The organism is Candidatus Rokuibacteriota bacterium, assembly GCA_016209385.1.
Taxonomy (GTDB): domain Bacteria; phylum Methylomirabilota; class Methylomirabilia; order Rokubacteriales; family CSP1-6; genus JACQWB01.
On sequence record JACQWB010000007.1, the window covers coordinates 1 to 20,648 of the forward strand.

Genomic DNA, 20,648 nt, shown 5'->3' on the forward strand with positions numbered 1-20,648 from the left:
GATCGGGACCGTGCCGATCGGCACCGGGGAGTTGCGGAGGATCCACTCGCGGGTCTCGTGGATGTTCTTGCCGGTGGAGAGGTCCATCACGGTGTCGGCGCCCCAGCGGGTCGCCCAGAGCATCTTCTCGACCTCTTCTTCGATGGAGGAGGTCACCGCGGAGTTGCCGATGTTGGCGTTGATCTTCACCAGGAAGTTGCGCCCGATGATCATCGGCTCGGACTCGGGGTGGTTGATATTGGCCGGGATGATCGCCCGACCCCGCGCGACCTCCTGCCGCACGAACTCGGCGGAGACACCCTCACGCACGGCGATGAACTCCATCTCCGGCGTGATCTCCCCTCGCCGCGCGTAGTGCATCTGGGTCACGCGCCGCCCCGCCCTGGCGCGGAGGGACCTCCGGCTCGCCGGGAAGCGGATCTCGTCCAGGGTCGGATCGGCCTCGCGTTCCCTCCGGTAGCTCGACGTCGGCTCGCGAAGCTCCTCCACGTCCTCGCGGGCCAGTACCCAAGCGAGCCTGAGCGGTCCGAGGCCCGTTTTGAGATCGGCCTGGTAGGCGGGGTCCGTGTAGGGCCCACTGCTGTCGTAGAGGCGGACCGGCGGGTTCGGCGGGGTCAGGAGGACCTCGCGCATCGGGACCCGAAGGTCCGGATGGCTCCCGTTGACATAGACTTTTCTGAACGCAGGTCGCTTCGTCGCGGCGTTGGCCATCGCTGACTCCTTCTAGCTCTGAAAATGAATCGCCGCCGGGGTAACCCAGCGGCGTTCGGGTCTTTGTCGCCTCCCTACGCTGGCATTACCCAGGTCAGGTTCAGGCGGTCGGTGGCAAAGCAGCCACCCTCTCAGCCCGGTTTCCCGAGCTCCCGCTTGTTCTCGGCTCTTACTCTACAACCTCCGGAGACGCGTTTGCAACTGGTTCTCCGGATCGACCTCGCGAGCTGGAGGCCTAGGAGCGGGCGGCGGATTTGTGGCAACTCACTCTTCCCTGTCGGTCAACGCGATACACGCAACCGGCGCCACGGCCAGGTTGACGGCGTCGCCCGGCTGCAGGCGCAACGAGGGCGGAGCCGCCACGCGCAGGATCATATCGCTTCCTTCCACCTGGACCTGGCAGTCCACGGTGTCACCGAGATAGCTCACGCGCTGGACCATCCCGCGCAGGAGGTTGTGCCCGGTCAGCGTCGGAGCCCGGGAGTCCGCGACGATCTCGATCTCATGGGGGCGGACGGAAACGGCCACAGCCGTGCCCGGCTTCAGGTCTGCGGAGGCGATCCTGAGTCGCAGCCTGCCTCGCGTCACCACGCCTGGCTCTGCTGCGACGGCGTCCACTAGGTTGGTCTTCCCGATGAACTCGGCGACGAAGCGCGTCCGCGGCTGCTGGAACAGCTCTTCCGCCGTCCCGACCTGAGCCACGTGCCCCCCGTGGAGCACCGCGATCCGGTCTGAGATCACCATGGCCTCGACCTGGTCGTGGGTCACGTTGAGGGTGGTGATACCGAACGCCTCGTGAAGGCGGCGTATCTCGAAACGCATTTCTTCTCGGAGGTTTGCATCGAGGTTGCTGAGAGGTTCGTCTAAGAGGAGGATCTCGGGCTCCACCACCAGCGCCCTGGCCACCGCCACGCGTTGCTGCTGTCCTCCTGAGAGTTCCCCCGGGTAGCGCGAGTCGAACCCGTCGAGCTGGACCACCCTGAGGATCTCCTTGACCCGCCGTTCGCGCTCGGCCTTGGACAGCCCCTTCTTGAACCGGAGACCGTAGGCGACATTCTCCGCCACGCTCATGTGGGGCCAGAGGGCGTAGCTCTGGAAGATCATCGCCATCCGCCGCCGCTCCGGCGGGACCACGGTCGTCGGTGAGGAGAGGCATCGCTCGGCGACCCAGATCTCTCCCGTTTCGGGCTTGAGAAAGCCCGCGATCAGGCGGAGCGTCGTCGTCTTCCCGCACCCCGACGGACCCAGAAGCGACACCAGCTCGCCGGGCTTGACCTGGAGGGAGAGCCCTTCGACGGCCGCCACGTGGCCGTACCGTTTGGTCAGGTTCCTGATCGTCACGCCGGGCATCGTTGGCGCCTCGATGCGTGCCTGTGGCTCGCGATAACGAACCCGTTCACTCCTTGGCGCCGAGGAAGTCGCGCCCGAGGACGGTCTGCATCAGGACCACGATGGCGAAGGTCATGGCGAGCATGAAGAGGCCGAGAACGGCGATCGCGCCGAAGTGCCCCTCCTCCTTGAGGTCGAAGATCACCACCGACATGACCTTGGTGCTGGGCGTGAACAGGAGGATCGAGGCCGACAGCTCGCGGATCACGCCGATGAAGATGAAGCACCAGGTTGCGATGATTCCACTCCGCGCGAGGGGGGCCGTGATCTCGCCGAGGACGCGGAGGCGGCCGGCACCGAGGATGCGACCGGCCTCCTCGAGCTCGGCGTGGATCCCGCGGAACGTGGCGTCGGACTGCGAGTAGCCCACCGGCATCTCCTTGGTGAGGTAGGCGACGAAGAGGATCCAGAGGGTGCCGTAGAGGAGGAGCGGCGGGCGCGTATACGCGACGAAGAGCCCGACGGCCAGCACGACGCCGGGGATGACGATGGGGGCGAGGGCCAAGAAGGCGAGGAGCTGGTGGCCGAGGATGATCCGTCGGTTCGCGATGTAGGCGAGGAGCGCGGCCAGCCCCGCCCCCACGCACGCGGTCATAACGCCCAGCTCGAGCGTGTTGAGGATGGCGGCCTGGGTTGAGCTGTACTGGAAGAAGGTGAACGCGAAGTTCCCAAGGGTGAGGTTCTCCCACGTCATCGGCTGGGCCCACGCGCGGGAGAGGGCGGCCTTCGCCAGGATCCCGTAGGGAAGAAAGATGGCGCAGGCCATGACGGCGAGGCAGCCGAGGAGCGCGGGGTAGCGCCAGGGCCCCAGCCCCACGCTCCGGCGCTGGCCGCCTTTCCCCCCCACGCTCGCATAGCCGCGCCGCCCGAGGAGTTTCTTCTGCATCAGCAGGAGGAGCGCCGTCGCCAGGAGGAGCGGGATGGAAAAGGCCGCGGCCATCTCCACCTTCGGCGGGTACTGAAAGAGGGCCCAGATCTGGGTCGTGATCGTGTGGAAACCCGCGGGAAGCGCCAGGATGGCCGGCGAGCCGAAGAGCGCCAGGGCCTGGAGGACGGCCAGGATGAAGCCGCTCAGGATGGCCGGGGCGACGAGGGGGAGCGTGATCGTCAGCGCGACCTGGAGGCGGCCGGCCCCGAGGACAGCAGCCGCTTCCTCCAGGTCTGAGGCGATCAGGTCGAGGGTGTTGGCGATCATGATGAAGACATAGGGGAAGGTGTAGAGGGCCACGACGAAGATGAGCCCGGGCATGGTGAAGATGTTGAAGAGCGGGTCCTCGGCGCCTGTGAGGCTGCGGTACAGCTTGTTAAGGAGCCCCGCGTTCGGCCCAGCCAGCATTACCCAGGCGAAGGCGCCGAGAAAGGGCGGCGTCACGAACGACGCCATGATGAGGCCGCGGATCAACCGCTTTCCCGGGAGGTCCGTCCGCGACGAGAGCCAGGCCATGGGCGCGCCGATCGCCAGCGACGCAAGCCCCGCCCAGATGGCCAGGACGAGGGTGTTCCAGAGCGCCTTCTGCAGGTGCGGGTCGGTGAACACCTTCCGGTAGTGGGCGAGCGTGACGCCGCCCTCGCTCGACACGCTCACGTGGGCGAGCCAGCCGAGGGGGAGGAGGATCAGGAGGGCCAGGGTCAGGGCCGCCAGGATCCAGACAGGAACGGAGCGCTCCATTCCTTCGAGGCGGGAAACGACCGCGCGCGACAGGACCGTGGTCTCTCGATTCACCGGGCGACCCTACGCGCCGAAGAACTCCACGAAGCGCTTCTTGATCTCTTCGTTCCGCTTCTCCAGCTCGTCCGCGTCGGCTGGGAGGAGCTTCAGCTCGTTCAGCTTGGGTTTGTCAGCCGGATACTTCACCTCCGGGTGCCCCGTGTAGAGACCCTCGCTGTCCGCCAGGGCTTGCTGGACCTCCTTGCTGAAGGTGAAGTCGGTGAAGAGCTTGGCGGCGTTGGGGTGAGGCGCGAAGCTGGTGATGGCGGCGGGTGAGACGATGAGCGGGACACCTTCCTTCGGGTAGACGATCTCGATCGGATTCCCCTTCTTCTTGCTTTGATAGAAGGTGTAGTCGCCCCCGTTCACGGCCACAGGCCGCTCTCCGGAAGCCACCACGCCCGCCGGGTCAACCGCCGACTGAACCAGCATGAGCTTGTTCTGGGCGAGCTGCTTGAAGTAGTCCCACCCGTGGAGGTTCACCAGGGCGAGCACGTGGGTCGCGATGAGCCCGCTGTAGCCAGGGTGAGCCGTGACCAGCTTCCCCTTCCACTTCGGATCGAGAAGATCCTTCCACGTCCTGGGAACCTCGGCTGGCGAGACGAGCTTCGGGTTGTACGCGATGACCGTGAGGGTGGCGCGCAGGCCGTAGTAGTAGCCGTCCCGGTCCTTGAAGCCGGACGGGAACTTCTCGACGCCCGCGGGCGTGTACTGCATGAGGAGCTTTTTCTCCTTCAGCAGCACGAAGTGGCCGGCGTCCGACGTATGCACCACATCTGCGTTCTTGATGTTCGCCTGCAGCTCCTGCATGAGCCGCTGGAGCACCCGCTGCGAGCCTGTCCGGTGGACCTCCACCTTGATCCCCGGGTAAGCCGCCTCGAACATCTTGGCGACCTTTTCGGCGCTGCGGAGCGCGAGCGAGGTGTACCAGACGACCTTCCCTTCTTTCCGGGCGGCCTCCAGGCGCGCGTCCTGGGCGGAGGCGCGGTCGGCCGGCATCACGGCCCATGCCACTACGATTGCGATCGTGAGAAGCCAACGCGTCACCATGACCTTCCCCCTCCATGGGTGCTGGTCAGTTCGGGTTTTCGTTCGCCGCTGCTGGCGGCAGTTGCCACTCCTCCCAACGGCTCACGCCTCCGGCGTCCAGTTCCTGAACTGCTCCCGGAGGACCTTCTTGTCGAACTTCCCGACGCTGGTCTTGGGGATGGCGTCCAGGAAGACGATCGCGTCGGGGAGCCACCACCTGGCGACCTGGGGCCTGAGGAACTCGATCAGCTCCGCGGCCGTGAGGGCGCCCTTCGCCTCGGGCTTGGGGACGACGCAGGCGAGCGGGCGCTCGACCCACTTGGCGTGGGGGACAGCGATGACGGCGGCCTCGAGGACCTTCGGGTGGGCCATGAGGAGGCTCTCCATGTCCACGCTCGAGATCCACTCGCCGCCGGATTTGATCAGGTCCTTGGTGCGGTCCATGATCTGGATGTACCCCTCGGGGTCGATCGTCACGACATCGCCGGTCTTGAACCAGCCGTCGGGTGTGAACGACTTCGCGCTGTCGGGATTGTTGTAATAGCCTTTCACGACCCAGGGGCCGCGCACCTGGAGCTCCCCCATGGATTTGCCGTCCCAGGGGACTTCCTTTCCCTCATCGTCCACGGCTCTGAGTTCGACGCCGACGCTGACGTACCCCTGCTTGGCCCTCACCGCGTAGCGTTGCTCGTCGGGCCAGGCCTCCATGTAGCTTTTCAGCCGCGAGATAGTCCCGAGCGGGGTCATCTCGGTCATCCCCCAGGCGTGGGTCATCGTGACGCCGAACTTCTTCTCGTAGACCTCGAGGAGGCTCTTCGGAGCGGCCGAGCCGCCGATCGGGATGCAGCGGATCGAGGAGAGGTCGAACGACTCTTTCTCCACCAGTTCCTTGATCGCGATCCAGACCGTGGGCACCGCGCCGACGAAGGTCACTTTCTCCGCCTGGATCAGCTCGGCGATGTCGCGGGGCTGGGGGTTGGGGCCGCCGAAGATCTGCGTCGCGCCGACCATCGTCCCGGCGAATGGCACGCACCAGGCGTTGGCGTGGAACATCGGGACGATGTGGAGGATGACGTCCTTCTCGGAGATCCCGAAGGAGTCCGTCATCGCCTGGGCCAGGCAGTGGATGAAGATGGCGCGGTGGCTGTAGACCACGCCCTTCGGGTGGCCGGTGGTTCCCGAGGTGTAGCACATCCCCGCGGCGTCGTCCTCCTCGAGCCGGGGCCATTCGGTCACGGGCTTGGCGTCGCTGAGCAGCGACTCATACTCGAGCACGCCCGCCGGAGTCACGCGCGCAGCTTCAGGCATGACGACGTAGTGCCGGACCGTCTTCAGGTCCTTCCTGATCGGGTCGATGAGGGGCCAGAGGCTCGCGTCCAGGAAGAGGACCGAGTCTCCCGCGTGGCTCATGATGTAGGTGAGGTCCTGGGGCGAGAGGCGGATGTTCACCGTGTGGAGGACCGCGCCGAGGAGCGGGACGGCCCAGTAGATCTCCGCGTGGCGGTGGGAGTTCCAGGCGAAGGTGCCGACCCGGTCGCCCCGGCGGAGCCCCAGCGCCTGGAGCGCACCGGCCAGCCGCATGACGCGCTCACCGAACTCGGCGTAGGTGTACCGGAACAGCGGGGCTGCCGGCACGCGCGTGGCCATGCCCTTCCGGGCGAACAGCCGGCGGCTCCGCTCGAAGAAGTGGGTCAGCGTGAGCGGGTAGTCCATCATCAGACCCTTCATCGCGTCATCCCCCTCGACCCTCGCCGCAGCTCCCATTGCGCGCCCGACCCTCCGCGTCGCCGTCGGTTCGGCGACCAGTCCCCCAAATGCTAGTGGCGCACCTGCGTCCTGTCAACCTCGTCGCCTTTACTGGTTTGCCCTCTTCGGTGTATCGTGGGGCCACGATGGACTCGCGCTGGTCCGACGCCGAGACGAAGGGCCTCTCAAGCCTCGATCTGCTCGTCTACGCCTCGCGCCTCATCGGTGCCGAGACCTCCCTCGTGGTCTGGGGTGGCGGCAACACCTCGATCAAGGTGGTCGAGCGCGACTTCGCCGGGCGGGAGGTCAGAGTTCTCAGGGTGAAGGGGAGCGGCTCAGATCTCAAGACCATCACCCGGAAGGACTTCCCCGGCGTCCGGATGGATGACCTGCTGGCGCTCCTCGAGCGGGACGAGATGGGCGACCAGGAGATGGTGGACTACCTCGTGCACGCGCTCCAGGAGCCCGGCGGCCCGCGGCCGTCGATCGAGACCCTCCTCCATGGCTTCCTGCCCTTCGAGGTCGTCATCCATACCCATGCCGACGCCATCGTCTCGCTGACCAACACCGACCGCTGCGCCGACCTGCTGCGCCAGGTCTACGGGCGGGAGGTCGTGGCGATCCCTTACCGGCGTCCGGGCTTCCGGCTTTCCAAGGACGTGGCACTGGCGCTCCGGGAGAATCCAGAGGCCAGGGCGGTGATTCTGGAAAAGCACGGCACGATCAACTGGGGGGGCACGGCGAGGGCAGCGTACCTCGCGACGCTTGACCTGATTACGCGAGCCGAGGCGGCGATCGGCGCAAAGGGCAGGGGGCGACGGCGCTTCGGTGGGGTGCAGGTGGCTCCCCTCGACCCCGACGCCCGTCGGGAGGTGGCGCTGGCGGTCGCGCCGTTCCTCCGGGGGCTGGTGAGCCGCGCCCGACGGGCGATCCTCCATTTCGACGATGCTCCCGACGTCCTGGAGTTCGTGGCCTCGATCGAGGCGCCAACGCTCTCGCAGGTCGGCCCGGCGACGCCCGATCACACGATCTACACCAAGCGGCTTCCCTGCTTCGTGCGGGCCGATCGTCCCGGCGATCCGGACCGGCTCAAGGCTGTGCTCGGAGACGCCGTGGAGCGCTTCGTGACCGATTACACCGCCTACTTCGAGGCCAACCGCTTCGAGGGCGCCACGCTCCTGGACCCCTTCCCCAGGATAATCCTGATCCCGGGGCTCGGGATGTTCACGACGGGCAAGGACGCGCGGACGGCCGGGATCGTCGCGGATCTCTACCACCATACGATCTCCGTCCTCGGCGCCGCCTCCAGTTTCGGCCGGTACGTCTCGCTGACCTCGAAGGAGGCCTTCGACGTCGAGTACTGGCCGCTCGAGCTGTACAAGCTCACCCTGGCGCCTCCCGAGAAGGAGCTGGCGCGGCGGATCGCGCTGGTCACGGGAGGGGCGAGCGGGATCGGCAAGGCGGTGGCGCTCAGGCTCGCTCGGGAGGGCGCCCACGTCGTGATCGGAGACCTGGACGGGGCCGGGGCGCTCAAGACGGCTGAGGAGATCAGCAGTGCGCACGGCGCGGGCCGGGCCCTCGGGCTCGCGATGGACGTGACCCGTGAGGCCTCGGTCGGCCGGGCCGTCGAGGAAGCCGTGCTCGCCTACGGGGGCCTCGACATCGTCGTCTCCAACGCCGGGGTGGCGCACGCTGCAGCTCTCGACCGGACCGAGCTGGCGGACTGGGAGCGGAGCCTGGCGGTGAACGCGACGGGCCACTTCCTGGTGGTACGCGAGACGCTCCGCGTCCTCAAGGCGCAGGGGCTCGGCGGAGCGGTCGTCTTCGTCGCGACGAAGAACGTCATGTCCCCGGGCAAGGACTTCGGTGCCTATTCCGCCTCCAAGGCCGCCGAAGCCCAGCTCGCCAAAGTCCTGGCCCTCGAGGGCGGGCCCTTCGGCATCCGCGCCAACATCGTCAACCCCGATGCGGTGTTCCAGGACTCCAGGCTCTGGTCGCCACAGGTCCGGCGCGAGCGCGCGCGGGCGCAGGGAATCTCCGAGGATCAGCTCGAGGCGTTCTACCGGACGCGCAACCTCCTCGGGGTCTCGATCGTTCCCGAGGATGTGGCGGAGGCGGTCTGCTTCCTCGCCTCGGACCGCTCCGCCAAGACCACCGGGTGCACCCTCACGGTGGACGGCGGCTTGAAGGACGCCTTCCCGCGATGATCAGGTTCGGCGCCCAGCTCTCGCTCCACCCGCCGGAGAAGCAGTTCGCCCTCGCCCAGCGTGTCGAGGCGCTCGGCTTCGACTCGCTCTGGACCGGCGACCACGTGAGCTTCCACAACCCGCTCTACGAGTCTCTCACGCTGCTTGCGTCCTATGCCGCGATCACCCGTCATGTCAGGCTCGGGACGGCGGTGTATCTCCTGGCGCTCCGCCACCCGACCGCGGTGGCCAAGGCCACGTCCACCCTCGACGTGCTCTCGCAGGGGCGGCTGATCTTCGGCGTCGGCGTGGGAGGGGAGAACCCCAAGGAGTTCGAGGCCTGCGGCATCCCTCACAACGAGCGCGGGGCTCGTGTCAACGAGGGGATCGAGGTGCTGCGGGCGCTCTGGACGCGGACGCCCGCGTCGTTCGCGGGAAGGTTTGTCAAGTTCGAGGGCGTGAGCATCGACCCGAAACCGGTCCAGCCCGGCGGCCCACGGATCTGGATCGGGGGCCGGTCGGACGCCGCGCTCCGCCGTGCGGGAAAGCTGGGCGACGGCTGGGTCTCTTACGTGGTGACGCCGGACCGCTACAGGCGGAGCGTGGAGACGATGCGTGAGGCGGCCCTCGCCGCGGGGCGAGAGCCGGGACCGCTCGAGACCGCCCACCTCACCTTCATCACCGCGGGAAAGGACCACGACAAGGCGCGGGATACGTGGGTCAGGCGTCTGTCGAAACGCTACAACCAGGACTTCGCCCCGCTGGCCGAGAAGTATGGCTTCATCGGCACTCCCTCCCGGTGCATCGAGCAGATCGAGCGCTTCGCCGAGGCCGGCTGCGGCTACTTCCTCCTCAACCCGATCTGCGAATCCGCCGAGGAGGAGGAGCAGCTCGAGATCCTGGCGTCCGAGATCCTGCCCCATTTCCGAAGGAAGGGGTAGGCATGGCCCCCAAGGTGGTCGTGGGCAAGAGCCGCGTCGAGGCGGGGCGGCGCCTGACTCCCGCGATCTTCGAGGTCGATCTCAGGATGGAGGACCCTCCGGAGCTCGGCTTCGAGGCCGGCCAGTGGGTCTCGATCCCCTTCGGCCCCAAGACCGTTCGCGCCTACTCGTTGGCCTCGCCGCCCTCGAGCCGTCGCGTGATCACCCTCTGCGCCGACGTGGCTCCCGGCCAGATCGGCTCCCGGTGGTTCACGAGCCTCAAGGTGGGCGACCCGGTCGAGTTCAAAGGGCCGATGGGTGGCTTTGTCCTGAAGCGCGCGGACCCCCGGCGGCCCCTCTTCGTCGCCGAGGAGATCGGGATCGTCCCGATCCGCTCGATCCTCTGGGATTGCTTTCAGACCGGCTTCGGCCGGCCCGCGACGTTGATCTACTGGGGCCGGGATCCCTCCTGGCTCGCCTACGACCCGGAGTTCAGGCTGCTGAGCCGCCGCTATCCCGCCTTCGGCTATCTGCCGGTCGTGAGGGAGGCCACCGGCGGGTGGGACGGGGAGAAGGGCGAACCCGAGGAGGCGGTGGAGCGGGTCGTCCGATCGGTTGAGGGGCTCGTGGCCTACGTGTCGGGCGGGGGCGAGACGATCAACAGGATCCGCGACGTCCTGATGGCGAAGGGTCTCGATCGCAGGTCCGTGAAGTGGGAGAAGTTCTGGTAGCCCGGGAGGAGGCGGGAACCGTCAGCGGATAGCAGGGCCGCCGGGGATCGCGGCGTCCAGATACGAGGGAGCCCATGGGCGAGATTCTGGACCTGGCCGAGCGCTTCTGGAACGGCGGGTGAGGTCCACGCCATGCGGGTGGTCGTGACCGGGGGCAGCGGACGGCTCGGCCGGGCGGTGGTCGCCGAGCTGCGCGAGGAGCACGACATCCTCGTTTTCGATCAGCAGCGCCCCGAGGAGAGCGAGGGCATCCGCGTCCGGCTCGGCGATCATCGTGACCTCGGCCAGGTCGTCGGCGCGGTGAGGGACGCGGATGTGATCGTTCACCTGTCCGCGATTACCTACCCCGGGCTCTTCGGCGAGGAGGTGCAGTTTGCGTCCAACGTCCTGGGAGCGTTTCACGTAGCCGAGGCCGCCGCCACCCTCGGCGTGCCGAAGCTCGTGTTCGCGAGCAGTCCCGCGCTCCTCGGCTTCATGGCGCCGAGGGACACCTTCAGGCTCGCCTACCTGCCGGTGGACGAGGATCACCCCCTCGCTCCCCATAACGCGTACGGGCTCTCGAAGCTCGTCACCGAAGAGATCCTCAAGGCCTGGCAGCGGCGGACCGGTGGGTCGGCGGTGGCGCTCCGTCCGTGCTATCTCGTGACGCCGGAGGAGCTGGACACGCGCCTCCGGCCGCGCCTCGAGCATCCCGAGCTTGCCGCGGGCAACCTGTTCAGCTACGTCGACATCCGCGACGCCGCGCTGGTGTTCCGTCTCGCGGTCGAGCGGGAGTTGCCGGGGTACAGCGTCTTCTTCGCCGGCGCGGCCGATCCACTCGCGCGTGAGCCCCTTGCGAACCTGCTGCCCCGCTACTACCCTGGAGCGGAGAAGATGGCGGCCGCGCTGCGCGGGACTCAGCCGGCGATCTCCAACAGGCGCGCCGAGGCCGTGCTCGGGTATCGTCCCAGGTACAGCTGGCGCGACCTGATAAAGCTCGACTGACGCGGGCCCTGGAGGGAACCGTGTCGAACACCGATTCCGGTTTTCGCGGTGTCATCGGCCGCACATACCGCGAGTCGACACCCTGGTGGCCCGAGCGGCCGCGGCCACCCCAGGGCGCTCCCAACGTCCTCTTCGTCGTCCTCGACGATGTGGGCTTCGCCGATCTCGGCTGCTACGGCTCGGAGATCGAGACGCGGAACGCGGACCGGCTCGCGGCCGACGGCCTCCGCTACAACAACTTCCACGTGACGTCCATGTGCTCACCCACCCGGGCGTGCCTCCTGACGGGACGCAACGCCCACACGGTCGGGGTGGGGGCTATCGCCGAATGGTCCACCGGGTTCCCAGGGTACCGTGGTGGACCGTGCGTGTGACGCTCCTGGGAACCGGTTTCCCGCGGCCCAACCCGAGACGTCGCGGGCCGAGCCAGCTCTTCGACGTCGGGAGCGAGCGCTTTCTCGTGGATTGCGGCAGCGGCGTCGCCTGCCAGCTCGTCTCCATCGGGGTCTCGCCGCTGGATGTTCACCACGTCCTGATCACCCACCACCACTCGGATCACACCATCGACCTCGGGCACCTCGTGCTGAGCCGCTGGATCATGGGCCAGAACGCGCCGTTCCACGTCTGGGGGCCATCCGGGACGCGGCGGTACGTGGACGACCTGCTCCGCCTCCACGACTACGACATCGAGGTGCGCCGGGCGCACCAGGACCAGCGGCCGGGACCGCGGGTCGAGGTTCACGAGATCGCGCCGGGCGTGATCTACGAGTCGGCCGACGTCCGCATCAGCGCGTTCCTGGTGGAGCACTTGCCCGTGGAGCCGGCCTTCGGCTTCCGCTTCGACGGCGCCGAGCGGTCGGTCGCGGTCTCAGGCGACACGCGACCGTGCGAGAACCTGATCCGGCACTGCCGCGAGGTGGATGTCCTTATCCACGAGTGCACCGACGTGACGACGCTCCGCCTGAACCCCGGCGGCGGCTTCGCCTCCTGGGAGGTCCAGGTCGCGCGGCTGGGGAGCTATCATACGCTTCCCGATCAGGTCGGGAAGGTGGCCGCCGCGGCGGCAGTGAAGACGCTGGTCCTCTCGCACCTGACGGACCGGACCGACCCCGCCGACCTCCAGCGCGTCGTCGCGAAGGACTTCACGGGAAAACTGCTCGTCGGTGAAGACCTGATGGAAGTGTGAGAGAGGAGGAGCGCGATGCGCCTCGCGATCGTGGGTTTGATCGTCGGGCTTTCCTCCCTGGGCCTCCCGTCTCTCGCGCCGGCCGAGTACCCGGAACGCAGCATCACCCTGATCGCGCCGTTCCCGGCGGGGGGCGCGGTGGACATCGTGGCGCGGGGGCTGGCTGAGGCGGTCAAAAAGCACCTGCCGAAGCCGGTGGTCGTCGTGAACCGGCCCGGGGCCGCCGGCACCATCGGGATCTCGGAGGTGGTCCAGGCCAGGCCCGACGGCTATACGCTGGGTCTCGGCGCTGTGGCGATCCTGACCGTGCAGCCGCAGCTGACCGCCCTCCCGTACCGGACCCCCGACGACTATATCGCCGTGATGAAGCTGGTCACCCTCCAGGTCGTCCTTTTCGTGCGGAGCGACTCGCCCTGGAAGACCGCGCGGGAACTCCTGGAGTACGCGCGGGCGAACCCCGGCAAGGTGAGGGTCGGGGTCCCCGGGATCGGCACCATCCTCCATCTCGACCTGGAGCACCTGAAGCTCCTGGCGAAGGTGGACATGACGGTGGTGCCCTTCGAGGGACCCCAGCAGATTCCGGCCCTGCTCGGCGGGCACGTGGATGTCGCGATGGCGCACCCGGCGCCCGTCCTGCCCCACATCAAGGCGGGGAAGATCCGGGTCATCGGCGTCTTCCAGGAGGCGCGCAACCCGCTCTTTCCCGACGCGCCGACCTTCAAGGAGCTGGGTTACGACGTGACGCTCGGGGTGTACTACCCGCTGATCGTCCCCAAGGGGACCCCCAGAGCCGTTGTCCAGACGATTCATGACGCGTTCAAGAAGGCCCTGGCAGAGCCATCGTTCGTCGAGCTGATGAAGAAGGGCGACATCGATATCGACTACCAGGGGCCCGAGGCGATCACGCGGGAGCTGTGGGTTTCCTTCGAGCAGAACGGAAAGCTCGTGGAGTCGCTGGGCCTGAAGAAGAAGTGAGGCGAGGCGTGCGACCCACGAACGTCCTGTTCGTCCTGTCCGACGAGCACAGCCGCCGCATCCTCGGCTGCTACGGGAACCCAGTGGTGAGGACGCCGAACCTCGACGCCCTTGCGGCGCGCGGCACGCGCTTCGCGAGCGCCTACTGCCAGACCCCGATCTGCGTCCCGTCGCGGGCCAGCCTGGCGACCGGCCGCTACGCGCACGCGGTGAACTCGTGGGACAACGCCACCCCGTACGTCGGCCCCGAGGCGCCGAGCTGGGGTCACCGGCTCACCGCGCAGGGGCACACGGTCACCACGATCGGCAAGCTCCATTACCGGCGGGCCGGTGACCCGAGCGGTTTTCCCGACCAGCGCGTGCCGATGCACGTTGTCGAAGGTGTCGGTGACCTCTACGGCCTCCTCCGCGGGGACATGCCGCCCCGGCCGCACAGCCGGAGGTACGTGGTCGAGGCCAGGCCGGGGGAGAGCGAGTATATCCGCTACGACCGCGCCATCGCGGAGGCCACGGCCCGCTGGCTTGCGGAGGAGGCGGGGGATCAACGCCGGCCGTGGGTCCTGTTCGTCGGGTTCGTGTCGCCCCACTTCCCCCTCGTCGTCCCGGAGCGCTACTTCAACCTCTATCCGCTCGACTCGGTTCCCCTCCCGGTCCAGCACGCTCCGGAAGCCTGGCCGCGCCACCCCGTGATCGATCTCAGGCGGCGGCAGCAGGCGCTCGAGGAGCCGCTCGACGAGAAAACCCTCCGGAAGGCCCTGGCTGCCTACTACGGGCTGGTGAGCTTTCTCGACGAGCAGGTCGGAATCGTCCTCGACGCCCTCAGCGAGGCCGGGCTCGCAGCGACGACGCGGGTCATGTACTCGACGGACCACGGCGAGCTGCTCGGCGACCACGGCCTCTGGTGGAAGAGCGCGATGTACGAGAGCTCGGTGGCGGTCCCGCTGATCATGGCCGGTCCCGACGTCCCCCGGGGCCACGTCGTGCGGACGAATGCCATGCTGGTGGACATCTTCCCGACCCTCGTCGAGGCTGTCGGGGCGAGGCTTGCTGACGAGGACCGGGACCTGCCTGGCGAGTCGCTGATCGGGTTGGCGCGGGAGGTGGACCGGCCGCGGACCGCGTTCAGCGAGTACCACGCCATCATGTCGCCGAGCGGGACCTTCATGCTTCGCACGGCGCGCTACAAGTACGTCCATTACGTCGGCTACCCACCGCAGCTCTTCGACCTCGCCGTGGACCCGGACGAGACGCGGGACCTGGGCACCGATCCGCAGTACGCCGACGTCCGCGCGGCCTGCGTGCGGGAGCTGCGGGGGATCGTGGACACGGAGCAGGTCGACGCGCGGGCGAAGGCCGACCAGCGCCGCCGGATCGAGGTGGCCGGGGGCGTAGAGGCAATCCTCGCCGGTGGCGCGAAGATCGCCTACACGCCCGCGCCCGGCGAGTTCGATCCCGCGCCTTTCGAGGCGACCCGGCGCGCCCCCCCTCGGCCCGCGTGAGCGGGGGGCGCGGCGCGCTTGGGTCGATCCAGACACTGTGAGCTGATGGAGGGTTGACGATGCGCCTGTTCACCCGACCGATCTTGCTTCTCCTGGTAACGGCTTTCCTTTCCCCCATCGAGGCGGTCGCCGCGGCGTACCCGGAGCGGCCGGTGACGATGATCTGCCCGTTCCCCGCGGGCGGCGCGATGGACATCGTGGCCCGGAACCTGGTGGAGGCGCTGAAGCGGCACTTCCCGAAACCGGTGGCGGTCGTGAACCGGCCCGGCGCTGCCGGCACGATCGGAAACGCCGAGGTCGTCCAGGCCGGGCCCGACGGCTACACGATCGGGATCAGCGCCGTCGCCGTCCTCACGGTCCAGCCCCACCGCACCGCCCTCCCGTACAAGACGCCCGACGACTACGAGCCGATCATCAAGCTGGTGAACCTGCCGATCGTCTTCGCGGTGAAAGCGGACAGCGCCTGGAAGACCATGCGGGAGTTCCTGGAGGCGGCCAAAAGCGCGCCCGGAAAGCTCCGCGTCGGGAGCCCCGGGGTCGGGACCATCCTCCACTTGAACCTGGAAGCGCTGAAGCTCGAAGCCAAGGTGGACCTGACCCACGTCCCGTTCGCGGGAGGCGCCGAGTCGGTGCCGGCCCTCCTCGGTGGCCATATCGACGGGCTGAACGTCCATCCTTCCGAGATCATCTCCCACGTCCAGGCGGGCAAGGCGCGGATCCTCGCCGTCTACCAGGAGGGCCGGAATCCGCTCTTCCCCGAGGCTCCGACGTTCCGCGAGCTCGGCCATGACCTCACGCTGGGCGTCTACTACCTCCTGATCGCGCCGAAGGGGACGCCGGCGGGGGTCGTGAAGACGATCCACGACGCGGCCCGGCAGGCGATGGACGAGCCGGTCTTCGTCACGATGGCCAAGACGCGCGGCTACGTCATCGAGTACAAGGGATCCGAGGCGCTCAAGCAGGAGCTCTGGGACTCCTACCGGAGGAACGAGGAGCTGATCAGGCGGCTGGGGCTGGGGAAGAAGTAGGATGAGCCGGCTCCCCCTGGTGGCGGCTCTCGCCTTCCTCGCCTCCAGCGCCGCGTATCTCGTCGCGGCCCTCCGGCTGTCCCCGGGGAGCGTCGAGCAGCCCGGGCCGGGCCTCTTCCCCGTCGCCGTGGGGCTGCTCCTGGTCGCCTCCAGCTCGGCGTTCGTCTTCCAGTCCCTCCGCGCGAGCTCTGCGGCTGCGGCGGGTCCACCGGCCGAGGCCGGCAAGCGCGTCACAGGGGTGCTGGCCGTCCTGGCGGCCTTCTGTCTTTTCCTCCCCTGGCTGGGCTACGCCGTGACGGCGCCTGGCCTCCTCGTCGTGATCCTTCGGCTCTTCGGTCTTGCCCGGTGGCCGGTCGTGGCCGCGCTCGCCGTCGTCGCGACAGCCGCGTCGTACTACCTCTTCGGCGTCCTGCTGGGGGTGCCGCTGCCCGCGGGAGTCTGGACCCGTTAGGGATGAGCGCTGTTGAGGGGCTGGTCTACGGCTTCTCGGTCGCCCTGAGCCCGTCGAACCTGCTCGCCTGCCTGGCCGGCGTCGTGATCGGGACACTCGTTGGCGTCCTCCCGGGGATCGGCCCGGTCGGCGCCATGGCGTTGCTCCTCCCGTCCACGTTCGCCCTCGACCCGACGACAGCGCTGATCATGCTCGCCGGGATCTACTACGGATCCATGTACGGCGGCTCCACGACCTCGATCCTCGTCAACGTTCCCGGCGAGGCGGCCTCGGTGGTGACGGCCCTGGACGGCTATCAGATGGCCCGCCGGGGCCGGGCCGGCGCGGCGCTCGCGGTCTCGGCCGTCGGCTCGTTCGTCGCCGGTACGCTGGGGGTGCTGGGCCTCATCCTGTTCGCCACGCTCCTGGCGGAGGCGGCGCTCGGCTTCGGGCCGCCCGAGTACTTCGCGTTGACGGTGATGGGCCTCGCGGTCCTGTCGCGGCTCTCGGGCGGCTCGCTGGTGAAGGCGTTCCTGATGGTCGGGCTCGGCCTCGCGCTCGGCAGCGTGGGGATGGAGCCGATCTCGGGGGTGAGCCGGTTCACGTTCGGATCGGTGCGGCTCTCCCAGGGGATCGAGCTGGTGCCGGTGGCGATGGGGCTCTTCGGGATCGCCGAGATTCTCTCTCTGGCCGAGACCAGGGGCGGTCTGCCCCGCGCGATGTCGGTGCGTCTCCGCGAGCTTCTGCCGACGCGGACGGAGTGGCGCCGGGCCACGGGCCCGATCGTCCGCGGCTCGATCCTGGGGTTCCTCGTCGGCCTGATTCCCGGGCCCGCCGCGGTCCTCTCGACGTTTCTCTCCTATACGGTCGAGCGCAGGGCGGCGAGGCACCCGGAGGAGTTCGGGAAGGGCGCCATCGAGGGCGTCGCCGGGCCCGAGTCCGCGAACAACGGCGCCACCGCCGGCGCGCTCGTCCCGCTCCTGGCGCTCGGGATCCCCTTCGCGCCGGCTACCGCCGTTCTCCTCGGCGCCCTCGTCATCCACGGAATCCAGCCAGGCCCGCTCCTGATGACCCAGCGCCCCGAGATCTTCTGGGGAGTCGCCGCGAGCATGTACATCGGGAACGCGATCCTCCTGATCCTGAACCTGCCGCTCATCGGTCTCTTCGTGAGCGTCCTCCGGCTCCCCCAGTACCTCCTGCTCTCGCTGGTGGTCCTCCTCTGCCTGGTGGGAACCTACTCGGTGAACAACAGCCTGCTCGACCTCTGGGTCCTCGTGATCATGGGCGGCCTCGGGTATCTCCTCCGGAAGCTCGGCTTCGAGCCGGCGATCGTGATCCTGGCGCTGGTCCTCGGCCCCATGCTCGAGAAGACCTTCCGCCAGACGCTCTTCATGGCGCGCGGCGACTGGGGGCTGATCCTCTCGCGCCCGCTGACGCTCGCGCTCCTCCTCGCCGGACTCGTGATCGTCGTCGTCCCGGAGTTCTGCCGTGCCTCGCGCCGGTGGCGGGCGCGGCGGGCCGTCGCCGTCGGCCCCTAGGACAATCGGAGGGGGCCTCGACGGCCCCCTCCGACACCTCCCCCTCGATTGCGCGGGCGAAGCCCGCGCTCGAAGGGCATTGCTCCGACACGCCCCCAGTGCCGTTCCAAGTAACTACGCCAAACAGTGCGCGTCGCCACGGGTGGCACGGCGAGCGGGGCGCCCCGCGGCGCGGAGCGCACCGCGAGACAAGCACCACGGTTGGGACTCGGCGCCGGACGATCATACAGTCTCGGGTTCGCGGGAGTGAGCACCGTGGGGCTGCTCGCCGGGACAGGACCCGTGGCGACGGGCATAGGCGAAACGAGTTGGGACTGCACTAGCCGAACGCATCCGGCCCTGGTCGCGCTCGCCGTGATCGGCTTCTGCTATGATGGTGGGCGGGCGCGCGCCAAGAGCGAAGGCCCGACGAGGGAGCCGTGGCGGAGCTGACGGGCGGCGAGCTGGTGGCGAAGGTTCTGAAGCAGGCCGGGGTGGGGCACCTCTTCACCCTCTGCGGTGGACACATCCTGCCGATCTACGACGGCTGCCTCACCGAGGGGATCCAGCTCGTGGACGTCCGTCACGAGCAGGCCGCAGCGCACGCCGCCGACGCCTACGCGCGCCTCACGCGGAACGTCGGCGTCGCGCTGGTCACGGCCGGCCCGGGCGTGACCGACGCGGTGACCGGTGTTGCCAACGCCCACGCGGCGCGGAGCCCGCTCCTCCTGATCGGCGGCGCCGCGCCTCTCGGCCTCAAGGGGATGGGCGCCCTCCAGGAGATGGAGCAGGTGGAGCTGCTCAGGCCGATCACGAAGGGATCCTGGACGGTGGCTGACACCCGCAGGATTCCCGAGGTTCTGACCACCGCGATGCGCGCCGCGCTCACCGGCCGCCCGGGGCCGGTCTTCGTCGAGATCCCCGTGGACCTGCTCCTGGAGCGGACCGAGGACCGCCTCGCACCGATCCCCTCGGGGTATGTCCACCGGACGCGCCAGGCAGCCGACCCCGATGCGGTCGTTCAGCTCGCCCACCTCCTCTCGCGCGCCGAGCGTCCGGTCGTGCTGGCGGGGAGCGGGGTCTACTGGGACGATGCCGTAAAAGCGCTCGCAGCGTTCGCCGAGTCGTCGGGAGTTCCGGTATTCACGAACGGCGCGGGGCGCGGCTGCCTGCCTCACGATCACCCGCTGGCCTTCTCTCAGGCCCGCGGATTCGCCCTCGGCACGGCCGACTTGGTCCTCGTTCTCGGCGCGCCGCTGGACTTCCGCCTCGGCTACGGCCGCCCGCCGACCTTCGCCGAGGACGCCGGCGTCGTGATGGTGGACTCGGATCCTGCTGAGCTGGGCCGGAACCGTGCGCTGGCGCTCGGGCTGACCGGACACCTCGGGCTGATCCTGGAGCAGCTCGCCGACACGCTTCCCGCCGCCCTCCCCGCCCGCTTCGAGGAGTGGCAGCGGAGAGTGCGCCAGAAGGAGCGGGAGGGGCGGGAGAAGCTTCTCGCCGAGGCGCGCTCCGACCAGGTGCCGATCAGCCACTACCGCCTGGCCCATGAGATTGCTCAGGTAGTGGACGCGGGCACGCTCGTCGTCGCCGACGGAGGGGACGTCGTCGGCTGTGCCTCCAAGTTCGTCCCGCTCCAGCGCGCGGGCCAGTGGCTTGATCCCGGCCCGTTCGGCTGTCTGGGTGTCGGGCCGCCCTTCGCCATCGCTGCGAAGCTTCTGCATCCTGAACAGAAGGTGCTCCTGATCGCGGGCGACGGGGCCTTCGGCCTGAACGGCATCGAGCTGGAGACGGCGGTGCGCTTCAACCTGCCGCTCACCTGCATTATCGGCAACGACGGCGGGTGGGGGCAGATCAGGAATCCCCAGGTCTCGTTCTGGGGCGAGGCTCGGACGGTTGCTACCTCGCTTCCCTTCAGCCGCTACGACCGGATGGTGGAGTCCTTGGGCGGCCGTGGGGTTCGCATCACCGACCCGAGAGAGATCCCCCCGGCTCTCGAGCGCGCGCTCGGATCTGACGAGGTCTGGTGCCTCAACGTGATCCTGGATCCGGCCGCGTACCGTCGGACCGGCCAGGTCTCGATGGCGATCTGAAGCTCGGAGGGGTGCGCACCCGATCATCGCAAGGGGCCTCGGGGCCCCCTTCGCACCATCCCCTGACCCGGCGCGGGAGACCGGTCGGCCTGTGCTAGAATCATCTGGAAATTTCAACTGATAGGGGGCGTGGATCGTGCCGATTTACGAGTACCACTGCGCGGGTTGCCGTCGGCGGGTGAGCCTGCTGATCCTCGCGCCGTCCTCGGCGCCCTCACCCCGCTGTCCCCGGTGCGGGAGCGAGGCCCTCACCCGGCTCATGTCCCGCTTCGCCACCCTCAAGTCGGAAGAGGACCGGCTCGAGTCGCTAGCCGATCCGAGCAAGCTCGGCGACTTCGACGAGGACGACCCGAAGAGCATGGCGCGCTTCATGAAGAAGATGGGCCAGGAGATGGGCGATGACCTCGGCGAGGACTTCGACGAGGCCGTCGACGAGGCGATGGAGGAGGCCAGCGCGGGCGGGGAGGGCGCGGAGGGCGGCGGGGACGATGACATTTGAGCCCGGGACGCGGAGCG

Annotated in this window: 18 protein-coding genes and 1 riboswitch; of the genes, 13 read left to right on the plus strand and 5 right to left on the minus strand. The window is 68.6% G+C overall.

What is annotated here, in order from left to right:
• From HY726_00350 to HY726_00370, 5 genes are all read right to left on the minus strand, one after another.
• The coding region (locus HY726_00350; protein MBI4607441.1) for a phosphomethylpyrimidine synthase ThiC at positions 1-711 on the minus strand (711 nt) is incomplete at its 3' end.
• A 53-nt stretch (positions 712-764) separates the two neighbouring features.
• A riboswitch (TPP riboswitch) is annotated at positions 765-877 on the minus strand.
• Between the two features lie 98 nt (positions 878-975).
• On the minus strand, positions 976-2,061 hold the full coding sequence (locus HY726_00355; GenBank protein ID MBI4607442.1) for an ABC transporter ATP-binding protein: 1,086 nt from the start codon (positions 2,059-2,061) through the stop codon (positions 976-978).
• A gap of 46 nt (positions 2,062-2,107) precedes the next feature.
• On the minus strand, positions 2,108-3,769 hold the full coding sequence (locus HY726_00360; protein ID MBI4607443.1) for an iron ABC transporter permease: 1,662 nt from the start codon (positions 3,767-3,769) through the stop codon (positions 2,108-2,110).
• 63 nt (positions 3,770-3,832) lie between these two features.
• A complete protein-coding gene (locus HY726_00365; GenBank protein ID MBI4607444.1) occupies positions 3,833-4,858 on the minus strand; it encodes an extracellular solute-binding protein in 1,026 nt (341 codons plus the stop codon).
• 81 nt (positions 4,859-4,939) lie between these two features.
• Positions 4,940-6,565 (minus strand): long-chain fatty acid--CoA ligase, encoded by a 1,626-nt coding sequence (locus HY726_00370; protein ID MBI4607445.1) that lies wholly within the window; start codon positions 6,563-6,565, stop codon positions 4,940-4,942.
• A gap of 164 nt (positions 6,566-6,729) precedes the next feature.
• On the opposite strand from HY726_00370, the gene rhaD reads away from it, so the two are divergent.
• From rhaD to HY726_00435, 13 genes are all read left to right on the plus strand, one after another.
• Positions 6,730-8,790: a bifunctional rhamnulose-1-phosphate aldolase/short-chain dehydrogenase gene (gene rhaD / locus HY726_00375; GenBank protein MBI4607446.1), complete on the plus strand. Its 2,061-nt coding sequence runs from the start codon at positions 6,730-6,732 to the stop codon at positions 8,788-8,790.
• The gene (locus tag HY726_00380) at positions 8,787-9,710 is read left to right on the plus strand and encodes a TIGR03619 family F420-dependent LLM class oxidoreductase (GenBank protein MBI4607447.1); all 924 of its coding nucleotides are present in this window, start codon (positions 8,787-8,789) and stop codon (positions 9,708-9,710) included. The genes rhaD and HY726_00380 overlap by 4 nt, the downstream gene beginning before the upstream one ends.
• A 2-nt stretch (positions 9,711-9,712) precedes the next feature.
• Entirely contained in the window at positions 9,713-10,420 is a 708-nt protein-coding gene (locus tag HY726_00385; GenBank protein ID MBI4607448.1) for a hypothetical protein, read from the plus strand.
• A gap of 132 nt (positions 10,421-10,552) precedes the next feature.
• A complete protein-coding gene (locus HY726_00390; GenBank protein ID MBI4607449.1) occupies positions 10,553-11,404 on the plus strand; it encodes an NAD(P)-dependent oxidoreductase in 852 nt (283 codons plus the stop codon).
• Between the two features lie 20 nt (positions 11,405-11,424).
• Positions 11,425-11,778, plus strand: coding sequence for a sulfatase-like hydrolase/transferase (locus HY726_00395; protein MBI4607450.1), 354 nt, complete (start codon positions 11,425-11,427; stop codon positions 11,776-11,778).
• Positions 11,775-12,590: an MBL fold metallo-hydrolase gene (locus tag HY726_00400; GenBank protein MBI4607451.1), complete on the plus strand. Its 816-nt coding sequence runs from the start codon at positions 11,775-11,777 to the stop codon at positions 12,588-12,590. Before HY726_00395 ends, HY726_00400 begins: the two co-directional genes overlap by 4 nt.
• Positions 12,591-12,605: 15 nt before the next feature.
• On the plus strand, positions 12,606-13,565 hold the full coding sequence (locus tag HY726_00405) for a tripartite tricarboxylate transporter substrate binding protein (protein ID MBI4607452.1): 960 nt from the start codon (positions 12,606-12,608) through the stop codon (positions 13,563-13,565).
• An 8-nt stretch (positions 13,566-13,573) separates the two neighbouring features.
• Positions 13,574-15,064: a sulfatase-like hydrolase/transferase gene (locus tag HY726_00410; protein ID MBI4607453.1), complete on the plus strand. Its 1,491-nt coding sequence runs from the start codon at positions 13,574-13,576 to the stop codon at positions 15,062-15,064.
• A gap of 59 nt (positions 15,065-15,123) precedes the next feature.
• The gene (locus HY726_00415) at positions 15,124-16,092 is read left to right on the plus strand and encodes a tripartite tricarboxylate transporter substrate binding protein (protein MBI4607454.1); all 969 of its coding nucleotides are present in this window, start codon (positions 15,124-15,126) and stop codon (positions 16,090-16,092) included.
• Between the two features lies 1 nt (position 16,093).
• Positions 16,094-16,543 (plus strand): tripartite tricarboxylate transporter TctB family protein, encoded by a 450-nt coding sequence (locus HY726_00420; GenBank protein ID MBI4607455.1) that lies wholly within the window; start codon positions 16,094-16,096, stop codon positions 16,541-16,543.
• Between the two features lie 2 nt (positions 16,544-16,545).
• Positions 16,546-18,060, plus strand: coding sequence for a tripartite tricarboxylate transporter permease (locus tag HY726_00425; GenBank protein ID MBI4607456.1), 1,515 nt, complete (start codon positions 16,546-16,548; stop codon positions 18,058-18,060).
• A gap of 419 nt (positions 18,061-18,479) precedes the next feature.
• Positions 18,480-20,132: an acetolactate synthase gene (locus HY726_00430; protein MBI4607457.1), complete on the plus strand. Its 1,653-nt coding sequence runs from the start codon at positions 18,480-18,482 to the stop codon at positions 20,130-20,132.
• Between the two features lie 136 nt (positions 20,133-20,268).
• Positions 20,269-20,631, plus strand: a complete 363-nt coding sequence (locus tag HY726_00435) for a zinc ribbon domain-containing protein (protein ID MBI4607458.1) — start codon at positions 20,269-20,271, stop codon at positions 20,629-20,631.
• Positions 20,632-20,648 lie beyond the last annotated feature (17 nt).

What these genes read in the sequence shown, in the direction of transcription:
- HY726_00405 (MBI4607452.1), top strand. Translation starts at nt 12,606, where the DNA reads ATGCGCCTCGCGATCGTGGGTTTGATCGTCGGGCTTTCCTCCCTGGGC.
- HY726_00420 (MBI4607455.1), top strand. Translation starts at nt 16,094, where the DNA reads ATGAGCCGGCTCCCCCTGGTGGCGGCTCTCGCCTTCCTCGCCTCCAGC.
- HY726_00425 (MBI4607456.1), top strand. Translation starts at nt 16,546, where the DNA reads ATGAGCGCTGTTGAGGGGCTGGTCTACGGCTTCTCGGTCGCCCTGAGC.
- HY726_00415 (MBI4607454.1), top strand. Translation starts at nt 15,124, where the DNA reads ATGCGCCTGTTCACCCGACCGATCTTGCTTCTCCTGGTAACGGCTTTC.
- HY726_00380 (MBI4607447.1), top strand. Translation starts at nt 8,787, where the DNA reads ATGATCAGGTTCGGCGCCCAGCTCTCGCTCCACCCGCCGGAGAAGCAG.
- HY726_00370 (MBI4607445.1), bottom strand. Translation starts at nt 6,565, where the DNA reads ATGAAGGGTCTGATGATGGACTACCCGCTCACGCTGACCCACTTCTTC.
- rhaD (MBI4607446.1), top strand. Translation starts at nt 6,730, where the DNA reads ATGGACTCGCGCTGGTCCGACGCCGAGACGAAGGGCCTCTCAAGCCTC.
- HY726_00365 (MBI4607444.1), bottom strand. Translation starts at nt 4,858, where the DNA reads ATGGTGACGCGTTGGCTTCTCACGATCGCAATCGTAGTGGCATGGGCC.
- HY726_00390 (MBI4607449.1), top strand. Translation starts at nt 10,553, where the DNA reads ATGCGGGTGGTCGTGACCGGGGGCAGCGGACGGCTCGGCCGGGCGGTG.
- HY726_00355 (MBI4607442.1), bottom strand. Translation starts at nt 2,061, where the DNA reads ATGCCCGGCGTGACGATCAGGAACCTGACCAAACGGTACGGCCACGTG.
- HY726_00360 (MBI4607443.1), bottom strand. Translation starts at nt 3,769, where the DNA reads ATGGAGCGCTCCGTTCCTGTCTGGATCCTGGCGGCCCTGACCCTGGCC.
- HY726_00385 (MBI4607448.1), top strand. Translation starts at nt 9,713, where the DNA reads ATGGCCCCCAAGGTGGTCGTGGGCAAGAGCCGCGTCGAGGCGGGGCGG.